We start from the raw sequence: 10,026 nt of genomic DNA, 5'->3' as shown, positions 1-10,026 counted from the left end.
GCGCTCAGGCGCACGGCGGCGCCGTCGCCCTGCACACGCAGCCGCGTGGGGTCGCCCGCGGCCTCGGTGCCACCGGCGGCGGCCGCGATGACGCTGCCCGCGGCTAGGCGGACCTGGGGCGTGTCGGCGGGCGCGTCCTGGGCGGTGGCCACCAGGGTCAGGTCGCTGACCTGCAGGGTCTGGCCGCCGGTGTCGACTTGGACCTGGCGGGCCTGGACCTGCAGGTCGCGGCTGCCGTCGGCCACGCCGTCCACGGTGTGGGCGGTGGTGGTGCCGCCCAGCACCACGGCGCCAGCGCCCAGGGCGTTGAGCTGGCCCACGGTGAGGGTCAGGGCACCGGCCACCGGGGCGGCGCCGTCGGCCACCACGGCCACCTGGCGGGCCGAGAACTCGGCCCGGCCGGCACGGCCGCCGGTGGCGGCGTCAAAGTCCACCGCGCCCGACAGGGCGACCTGGCCGGCGGCCACGCCCAGGGTGCCGGCGTCCAGCGGCCGCTCTGCCGCGGCGCTGCCGGCCAGGGTGGCGCGGCGCACGAACTCGGCGTTGGCCGAGGTGCTGCGGATCTCGGAGGCGCGCAGGGCCACCTCACGGGGGATGAGCTGCCAGGTGCTGCTCAGGGGATCGGCGGCGCCGCCCTCGGTCAGCAGGCGGGCGCCCACCAGGTAAGCGCCGTCAGGCTGGCGCACGGCCACGCCCAGGTCGTAGCGGGCGGTGCCGCTGGCGGCCGGGCGCACCAGGAAGGCGCCGGGCTGCAGGCCGTAGCGCGCGGGCAGCAGGGTGTAGGTGCCGGCGGGCAGCGGGCCGCCGGCGCCGATCTGGATCTGCCGGCCCAGGGCGGCGGCGCCGGCCAGGCTGGTGTCAAAACCGGCGGCACTGTGCACGCCGGGCACCAGGGCAAAGGCGCCGTCGGTGCCGGCGAAGACGTCGGTGGAGCCGCCCTTGCCGGCGACGAATTCATGGCCCAGCAGGTCGCCGCCGCCTGAGAGGTCGACGGTGGCGCCAGCGGCCACCTGCACCTCGCCCGGGGCCTGCGCGGTGCCGGCCTGCAGCTCGATGCGCTTGCCCGGCAGCTGGGTGAGCAGCGTGCCGTCCGGGGCGGTCCAGCGCTCGCCGCTGACGCTGCCGTAGGGCAGGGTCAGGCCGTCGGCGGAGACGCTGGTGAGGCTGCCGTCCTGCAAGTCCAGGCGCTCGCTGGCCAGCAGGCGGATCTGGCCCTGCGGGGCGCGCAGCACGCCGGCCTGCTCGATCTGGGCGGCCTGCACGACGAGCTGGCCACCGGCGCTCAGCGGCGTGGCAGGCGGTGCCGACGCCCCGTCCGGGCGGGTGAAGCGGACGGCGTGGCCGCTGGCGTCCAGGGTGAAGGTGGTGGCGCTGGCCGGGTAGACCTGGCGGGCGCTGACGGTGAGGTCGCCGCCGGTGCGCAGGCTGCCGGAGAGCGCGCCGCCGGTGCCCGACAAGCCCTGCAGGATCAGGTCGCCCTGGGCCTGCAGGTCCAGCTGCGCCAGCCCCTGGGTGACCCAGTGGCCGCGCACCTGCACGGCGCCCCGCGAGGCCAGGGTGAGCTGGCTGTCGCCGCCGCTGACGGCGGGCTGGGCCATAGCGGCGTCGTCGGTGCGCGGCCGCAGGCCGTTCAGGCTGATCTGGGCCGCGCGCAGGGTGATGGCGCTGGGCGCGTCGGCGCCGGCGGGGGTGGGCGCGGCCAGGGCCTGGGCGCTCAGCGTCAGGGTGCCGGCCAGGTCCAGGTCGGCGCCCGGCAGCAGCCGCAGGGTTTCACGCGCGCTCAGGCTGAGCTGGTCGGCCCCGCTCTGCGCCACCAGGGCGGCAGAGACGGCGGCCTTGCCGGCCACCTGGGCCAGCAGGGCGGCGTCACCGGCGGCGGTGCCGGGGGTGAGGTCGGTGCGGGCGGCGGTCAGGCGCAGCTCGCGCGGCAGGGTGAGGCTGGCGTCGCCGGTGCGGGCCAGGTCGTTGGCCGATTCCAGGGCCACGCTCAGGCTGCCGCCGGCGGCGCCGGGGGCGCCGCCTTGCAGGCGCACGTCCCCTTCCACCACCAGGTCGGCGTTGGCGGTGAGGCTGACGCTGCCACCGGCGCTGGCCAGGGGGCGCACCTCGCTGTTGCGGCCGCCGGTGCCCACGCTGCTGACCAGCACGTCGCCCTGCGCGCCACGCGCATCCAGCACGGCGCCCTTGGCCACCACCAGGGCACTGGCCAGGCCGTTGTCACCGGCGGTGCTCACGTGGATGCTGCCGCCGCTGGCGATGCTGCCGCGCGGCAGCCCATCGGTGCCCACCACGGTGCGGGCCACGCCGGAGACGTCCAGCACCGCCTGCTCGCCGATCCACAGCCAGGGCTGTTCGCCGGCGGCGGTGTTGGCCTGGGCCGCCAGGGTCAGGTCGATGCGGCCGGCATGGGCTTGCAGCGTGCCGTCCACCGCCAGTTGCTGGCGGGCAGACAGGCGCAGGCTGCCGGTGTCGGCCACGGCCACCTGGGCGCCAGCGCCCACGCGTAGCTGTCCGCCCTGCCCGGCCGCGCCGCTGCTGGCCAGGCTGAGGCTGGCGGTGGCCGGCAGGCTGCCCACGGGCAAACCGGCCACGCCCAGGTCGCGGTGGGTGTCGCCGGCGCTCAGGGTGCCGGCGGCGGTGTCGTAGTGCAGGCGGCCGCCGCTGGCCAGGTCGAGCACGGCGCGCGGATCGGCCTGCCACGTCTGGCGGCTCACCTGCACCTGCGCGCCCGCGGCCACGTCCAGGGCCAGGCGGCCATCGACGCTGAAGCTGGCAAAGCCGCCCTGCTGGAAGGCGTCGGCGCCCAGCGCCAGGGTGCCGGCCGACGCCGTCGCGCCGCCGCCGATTTGCACCACCGGCGCACTGAGGCCGAGGCTGCCGCCGGTGCCCAGGGCCTGGCCCTGCAGCGTGCCCTGCAGCCGCAGGCCGGCGTGCTGCGGATCCACCGCGGTGGCGGTGTGACGCAGGGTGATGCTGCCGGCGCCGGCACCGGCCAGGGTGCCCCCGGCGGCCAGCACGGCGCCGCCGGAGACGTCCACGGTGCTGCCGGTCTCCAGGTGCACGCCGGTGCCGCCGCTGGCGCTGAAGCGGCCGCCGGCGGCGGCCGTGGTGTCCTGCGGGCCGCCGGTGCGCAGGTTGAACCAGCCCCCGGCCAGGTCCACCTGCTGCCCGGCCGCCAGGCGCACGCCGCCTTCGCGGCTGAGCAGTTCCACCTGCCCGCCGCGGCTGCGCAGCGAGGTCTCCAGGCTGACGCTGCCGGTCTCGGCCAGCAGGCGCAGGCTGGCGCCGTCGGCCAGGGTGAGGGCGCCGCCCTGCAGCTGCAGGTCGCCCAGGGTGGCCACGGCCAAGGAGGTGAAGCCGCCGGCGCTGAGCTGCGCGGCGCTGGCGCCGCTGGCCACGCCCTCCAGGCTGGCCAGGGGGTCGGTCCACAGGGCCTCATCGGCCACCGGCGCGGTGTCGGCCAGGGTGAAGGACTGGAGCACGGCGCCGCCGGCGTAGCCGGTGGCGGTGAAGTCGGCCGTGCCCTGGCGCACCGCGCCCACGCTCAGGCGGCCACCGCTGGCGGCGGTGTCCAGGCCCTGGCGCTGGCGTTCGCCCACGGTGCTGCGGGCCTGCACCTGACCGCCCAGCACCACGGTGGGGGCCACCACACTCAGGCTGCCGGCGGCGCGGCCTTCCACATAACCGTCCTCGCGCCGGGCGCTGGAGACGATGCCGTACTGCACGGCCGTGCCAAAGCGGGTGGCCTCGCCCCCGCGGGCCAGGTTGAGGGCCTGGGTGTAGACCAGGTTCGTGGGGGCCTGGCTGAGGTCGTAGAGCGTGCCGTCGCTGGCCATCAGCCGCGTCTCGCGCACATAGGCGCCGGTGACGTTGACCCGGCCACCGTCCAGACGCAGGCTGGAATCGGCGTGGGCCAGCACCGCCCCCTCGGCCGACAGGCGCACGGTGCCGCCGGCGCTCAGGCGCTCGCCCACGGTCTGCTGCAGGCCGGCGCGGTAGCTCTCCAGGCTGCCCAGGATGAGGGAGTCGTCGCGCACATCCAGCGTGGCGCGGCTGCGCGAGAGCAGGCCGTCCTTCTGCAGCGGGGCGTCCTTGAGGTCGTTGCTGCCCAGCAGCTCGGTGGTCACAAAGTAGCGGCTGACGCTGACGGTGGTGTCGGTGGTGCCGGAGACGTCAATCGTGGCGCCTGGGCCCAGGACCACGCGGGCCTCGTCGGCACCGCCGGCATGGGTGGCGCTGGCGGCGGCCTCGTAGCCGGGACTGCGGCTGGCCCGCACGTTGACCACCGCCCCGGGGGCCACCACCTGGGCGCCGCCTGAGGCACCGCCTTCGAGCACCACACTGCGGCCGGTCAGGTCGAGGCGCGAGGTGACAAAGGTGGCGTTGCCGTCGCTGGTGGGCACGCTGCCGTCGGCCTTGAGGCCGGTGTCGGGGGTGATGGTGGTCAGGCTGCAGGCGCCCAGGGTGAGGGTGCCGGTCTCGGCGGCCCGCACCTGGCTGCCGCCGCCGGCGGCGCCCTCAAAGGCCTGGCCCTGCGCACGCAGGAAGATGCTGCCGTTCTCGGTGACGCTGGTGGTGGCGCGGATCAGGCCGTTCTGGTTGACCGCCATGCCCACCAGGGTGGTGTTGCCGCGCGGGGTGTGGATCTGGCCGCCCGCCAGGTTGGCCACGCTGCCGCTGGCGCCCCCGGGGCCGGCCCCCACCTCCACCAGCAGGCCGCGCAGGGCCGGCACGGCGGGGTTGTGCTCCGAGGCGTAGAGCGCCTGCCCGGCCGGGTTGGCCAGGTAGACGCTGCCGCCCCCGGCCAGCACAGTCTGCCCGCCGGGGGTCTCGATGTGGCCGGCGTTCTCCACCCGCTTGGCAAAGAGGAAGACGCGGCCGCCCGGGTCGGTGGTGATCTGGGCCCCGGACTCCACCCGCACAAAGCTGCGGCTGTCGACAAAGCTGGCGGCGTCGCCCTCGTGGCGGAAGGCCGGCTGGGTGGGGTCGTAGAGCAGGTGGTGGGTCAGCCCGCTGTGGAATTCCAGGTCCGACAGGTTCAGGGTGGAAGCCACCAGCGAGCCGGTGTTGACCACGGCCCCTTGGCCAAAGAGGATGCCGTTGGCGTTGATCAGGTAGATCTCGCCGCCCCGGGTGGCCTTGAGCTGGCCGAAGATCTGGCTGGGCGAGACCCCGCCCACCACGCGGTTGAGCGCGGCCGAGCCCGGCAGCGCCATGTCGAAGGTGACGCTGGAGCTGGCGCCAATGTCAAAGCTCTGCCATTGGTAGATGGCACGTGGGCTGGTCTGCCCGATGACCTGGTCCACGCCACCACGGGCGTTGACGGTGTTGACCGGGGCGGCCACGCCGGCGCCGCTGGTCCGCCAGCTCACCGCGGGCACCGGCACCGCCGCCGCGGCCGGAGCCGCCTGGACCCCACCGGCCTTGACCAGCGGCAGGGCCGCCGCCAGGGCCGCGGCCAGGGGCCGCAGGCGCGAGGGGCGGCGCAGGGCCGGACGGCGCGAAACGGGACGGGAGGCGGGGCGGCGGGGGCTCATGCGGGCGTCGATCTGGGGCTGAGGGGGTTCGGCGGCGGAGAGGTGCAGGCTCGGCGTGAGGGGTTCAGAACCGGGCCTGCAGGCGGGCGTGCAGGCGCCAGTCCCCGACGGCGGTGGCGGCACTGGCCCGACCGGCGCGGGCCAGGTCCAGGCCGGCCTCCCACTGCAGTCCGACGGCCTGGGCCGCGGCGCGCACGCCGGCCCCCACCCCCCACAGGGACTGGCGACCGGCCTGGCCCGGGGCCGGCGACTCGGTACGGACCTGGGCCACGTCGGCAAAGAACAGGGGCACCAGTTCCTGGCGGCTGGCGGGCGCGGGGGCCTCACTGGCGGGCGCGGGCGCAGCGGGCCAGCGGTTGCGGCCCCGCCACTCCAGGCTGAGCAGGCGGCTGTGGTCGCCACTGGCCTCGCCCTCGTGGTAGCCGCGCACGCTGTCGGCGCCGCCCAGGCTGGCCTGCTCGGCGCTCACCAGCGGGCCAGAGGCCCACTGGCCCGCCAGCCGCAGCGCCCACTGGCCGCCGGGGGCGGCACGCTGCAGACGGTGGTCGGTGCGCAGGGTGGCAAAGCTGCCGTCACCGCCGTTGCGCTTGCAGGCGAACTGGTCGACCGTGCCCACGCTGCCGTCGGACAGCGGGCAACTCACCTCGCGGCGGCCCAGGACGCGCCAGGCCGCCCCCAGGGTGGCGCTGCCTTGCCACTGCCAGGCCCCCAGGGCCAGGCCGTCGGCCAGGCTGGCCTGCCAGGGCACGTAGCGCAGCGGAAAGCGGTCGGCCTGCGCACCAAAGGCCACGGTCTCCTCCAGGCGGCGCAGGTCCACGCCCAGGGTGAGCACGCTGGCGCCCTCGGTGCGTGGCAGCAGTTGCTGGTGGCGCAGGCCGACCGTCAGGCCCCGGCCCAGCACCTGCACGCCACCCAGGCTGGCGACGTCGCTGTCGGAGGCCGAGAGCTGGTAGGTCCAGGCGCTGCCAGGTGCCTGCCCCGGCACGGCGTAGGCCAGCACCAGGGCGCGGCTTTGCTGCGGGGCGGCGGGCGCGGTCTGCAGGGTCAGCTGCAGGCTGTGGCCACGCTGGAAGAGGTGGTCATGCCGGGCACTGGCCGACAGGCGCAGGGCGGCCGTGCCGGCAGCATGCTGGTTGTTCAGCTCCAGGCTGGCGGAGACGGGGGCTTGGTCGCGCACTTGCAGCTCCACCTCCACCGTGCCCGGCCGCAGGCCGGGCTTGACCACCGGCTGCACCCGCAGGGCCTCGCCCTGGTTGAGGGGGGCCAGCTCGGCCTGCAGGCGGTGGAAGTCGGGCACCTGGCCGGGGGCCACGGCGGGCACGGCCTCGCGCAGGCGGGCGGGGTCGTGCCAGCGCGCACCCAGCACATGGCGGCCGCCCACGCGGCCCTCGATCACGCTCAGGCGCACCACCCCCCCCTGCACCCGCTGCTCCGGGATGTCGACCAGCACGGTGAGGTAGCCGCGCTGCTGGTAGAGGGCCTCCAGGGCCTGGCGTGCCCCTTCCACCCCGGCCATGCCGCGGCCGGGGCCCAGAAAGGGCGCCACCGCCGCTTCCAGCACGGTGGCGGGCAGCACGGTGTTGCCCTCGATCTGGAACATGGCGATGTCGAAGGCCGACTCGCCGGCCGCCGGTGAAGCCGGCTGGGCGCGGACGGCAACGGCGGACAAGCCACCCAGCGCCAGGGCCAGACACAGGGGCAGCAGCACGTGAGGACGCGTGGACATCGTCAGGACAGACACAAAAAGGCGGCCCCGTGGGGGGCCGCAAAGGCGATCGGCGTTCGGCTCGCGACACTCGCGCCGATGCCGCCGGCCCGCAGGCGGGTCGGCGGTGAGGGGCCGGTCCGGACGGACCGGCAATTCGGGCTTACTTGACGATGGCCAGCGGGCTGCAGCTGGCCGAGGTGTTGCGGGCCACGCGCGAGGCGAACTTCAGCGTGACGGCGTCGGTCAGGGCGGCGTAGGGGCCGCTGTAGGTGGTCGGCGGGGCCAGCACACCTTCCTGGGTGTCCACGTCGGCGATGCTGAGCGAAGCGGCGCGGCCGGCGTTGCTGCGCATCTGGCTCAGGAAGCTCTTGACGGCGGTATCGGTCAGTGTGGTCTTGTTCCACTGCATGGTGGCGGCGTAGACAAAGCCGTAGGCGCCCACCTTGGCGTTGTCGCGGGTCGGGGCGATGCCGTCGAGCTTGACGAAGCGGTAGCCCTTGTCGGTGGTAGTGCCGGTCGGGGTCGGGGTGTTCTCACGGCTGAGCACGCCGATGGCGTAGGCGGTGCCGGCGGCGTTCTCCACGGTGCTGCCCAGGCAGGTCTCCACATTGCCCGAGCCCGAGCCCAGGTTCCACCACTGCGTGCCCAGGGCGGCGGCGGTGGTGGTGGGGGCCACCACGGTGGAATTGGTAGTGCCAGTGGTCTGGCCCAGCACGGCCAGCTTGTTGCCGGCCACGTTGGAGCAGTCGTTGTTCAGGAATTCGGCGTTGAAGGACGCCTGGGTGCCAGAGCCAACGTTGCGGCGGCAGACGTTTACCTGCTTGTTCTCGACGTCGGCATCCACGCTGGCGGGGATCACCACGTTCCAGCCGCGGCGGTCGGCGGTGCCGCCGCTGAGCTTGCCGGAGAAGGCGGCGGACACGAAGGTACGCGGCAGGCTGGGCTGCTTGGCAGGATCGTCGTCCAGCGCGGCGCCGGCACCGATCAGGCCCTGGGCCTCCTGCAGGGCACGGTAGGCCTTCTTGTTGACGGCCACGGCCATCACGGTCTGGTTGATGGTGCCCACATCCAGGCTGGTGGTGGCCACGGCCACGGCCGGGGCCAGCAGGTTGACCGGCTTGTTCAGCAGGGCCGGCTCCACGTCGGAGACGCCGGCATCGGCCAGGCGCGAGAAGACGTTGTTGCAGGCAAAGCCGGCGTTGAGGATGTCGGTGGCCGGGCTGGGCTTGCCGGTGGCGGTGCAAGTGCCGTCCACGGCCATGAAGTCCTGCGCTGCGCCGGAGGCCACGGGCACCACCCCCTGGGTGGAGCCGCCCTGGTCACGCTTGACGAACAGCACCTTGGTGCCGGCGGCCCAGTTGCCGACCTTCTTGTTCAGCTCGCAGGAGTAGGCGCGGTGGTTGGAGCCGCTCGGGGCAGCGCCAGTGCCGTTGAAGAACACGTCGAAGGTGGTGGGCTTGCACTGCTCCTGGAACCAGGCGCCGACGAACAGGCGCTGGGCCGAGGCACCGGCCACATACACCTCCTTGAGGGTGCCAGCGGCGCGCGCGGCGTCGATCTGGGCAGGGGTCAGGGCATGGGAGGCGCCGCAGGAGGCCAGCGCGGCGAGGGCGATCAGACGGACTTGCATGGACAGTTTCTCCACGGTGGGTAGGGCCGGAACCCGCGCAGCGTTCACCTCGCTTCACATCCGCGGTGAACTTCTTCACGGAAGACCCGCACTGTGGCCAGCGCACGTGACAGGGTGTTGGGGCACCGCGGGTGGGCACCAGGGCCGAACGGACCCGTGCGCCGCCCGCCCCTGTCACAGTGCAGGGGCGGGGCAGGGGTGGCGCCGCGCGGCCGGCACGACCTCCGGGGCCGCTCAGTCCAGGTAGCGGCGGGCCATGGCCTCGGCCACGGCCTGGGCGCGGTTGTGCACCGCCAGCTTGCGCAGGATGCGCGCCAGGGTGTTCTTGACGGTCAGGGCGCTCAGGCCCAGCTGCACGCCGATCTCGGCATTGCTCAGGCCCTGGCGCACCTCGCGCAGGATGCCCAGCTCGCGGGCCGTGAGCACACCGGCGCCCGCGGTCTGACGGGCCCCGACGGCCACCGCCGCCGCCGCACACCACACCCAGGGCCAGACCCAGGCCAGGTGGCGGCAGGCCGCCGCCGCATCGGCCTGCGCGCCGCAGCCCAGCAGCAGCCAACCCTGCGGCCGGCCCTGGGCCAGCGGGTCCACCCCCAGCAGCAGCAGCTGCGACAGGCCCGCCTGGCGCAGGCCCCGGGCCAGGACCTCGCCCTGCGGCACCTCCGGCACGGCCAGCACCTCCGGCACCAGGCCCTGCGGACCGGCGGTGCCGGCCGTCGCCTGGGCCAGCACCTGCCACAGCGGGTGGTGGGCATCGGCCAGGGCCTGCAGCAGCGCCGGCGGCAGGGCCACGCTGTGCAGCAGCTCCTGCCACCGCGCCTGGCCGCCCCCGGGCAGGCCCTGCACCACCAGCAGTTCATGCGGCACCAGATGGTGCAGGTGCAGGCGCGTCCACAGGAAGAACTGCTGGCGGTTGGCCACCGCCCCGGCGGCCTGCAGGCAGCGCCAGGCCGGATGGTCCAGGATGCCGGGGTCGTGGGGGTCGGTCATGGGGGCGGCATCTTGGTGGCCGCCTGTGACGGCGGCGTGACCCCTGGCGGGGCCGGCCGGCCCCAGCCTGTCGCAGCCCGGTCACACGGCAGCGACACCATGCGGCCCGGTCGCCCGCTCCGGCCCGCTGCGCCGGGCCCGCCGGGCCCCGCACTGCCCTG

General features: G+C 75.1%; 4 protein-coding genes. All 4 read right to left on the bottom strand.

Features of this window, described 5'->3' with window-relative positions; translation table 11 throughout:
* A partial coding sequence (locus tag G3A44_RS18525; RefSeq protein WP_163459243.1) for a filamentous hemagglutinin N-terminal domain-containing protein occupies positions 1-5,537 on the bottom strand: 5,537 nt, incomplete at its 3' end.
* Positions 5,538-5,601: 64 nt separating this feature from the next.
* The gene (locus G3A44_RS18520) at positions 5,602-7,263 is read right to left on the bottom strand and encodes a ShlB/FhaC/HecB family hemolysin secretion/activation protein (RefSeq protein WP_163459242.1); all 1,662 of its coding nucleotides are present in this window, start codon (positions 7,261-7,263) and stop codon (positions 5,602-5,604) included.
* A 142-nt stretch (positions 7,264-7,405) separates the two neighbouring features.
* The gene (locus G3A44_RS18515) at positions 7,406-8,875 is read right to left on the bottom strand and encodes a hypothetical protein (RefSeq protein WP_163459241.1); all 1,470 of its coding nucleotides are present in this window, start codon (positions 8,873-8,875) and stop codon (positions 7,406-7,408) included.
* A 234-nt stretch (positions 8,876-9,109) separates the two neighbouring features.
* On the bottom strand, positions 9,110-9,865 hold the full coding sequence (locus tag G3A44_RS18510; protein ID WP_163459240.1) for a LuxR C-terminal-related transcriptional regulator: 756 nt from the start codon (positions 9,863-9,865) through the stop codon (positions 9,110-9,112).
* Between the last annotated feature and the right edge of the window lie 161 nt (positions 9,866-10,026).

It is taken from the genome of Ideonella livida (assembly GCF_010499455.1).
GTDB lineage: Bacteria > Pseudomonadota > Gammaproteobacteria > Burkholderiales > Burkholderiaceae_C > Ideonella > Ideonella livida.
This window is presented reverse-complemented; position numbering and strand designations above follow the sequence as displayed.

Bases quoted from the DNA above. Each gene is read 5' to 3' on its own strand.
- G3A44_RS18520 (WP_163459242.1), bottom strand. From the start codon at position 7,263: ATGTCCACGCGTCCTCACGTGCTGCTGCCCCTGTGTCTGGCCCTGGCG.
- G3A44_RS18515 (WP_163459241.1), bottom strand. From the start codon at position 8,875: ATGCAAGTCCGTCTGATCGCCCTCGCCGCGCTGGCCTCCTGCGGCGCC.
- G3A44_RS18510 (WP_163459240.1), bottom strand. From the start codon at position 9,865: ATGACCGACCCCCACGACCCCGGCATCCTGGACCATCCGGCCTGGCGC.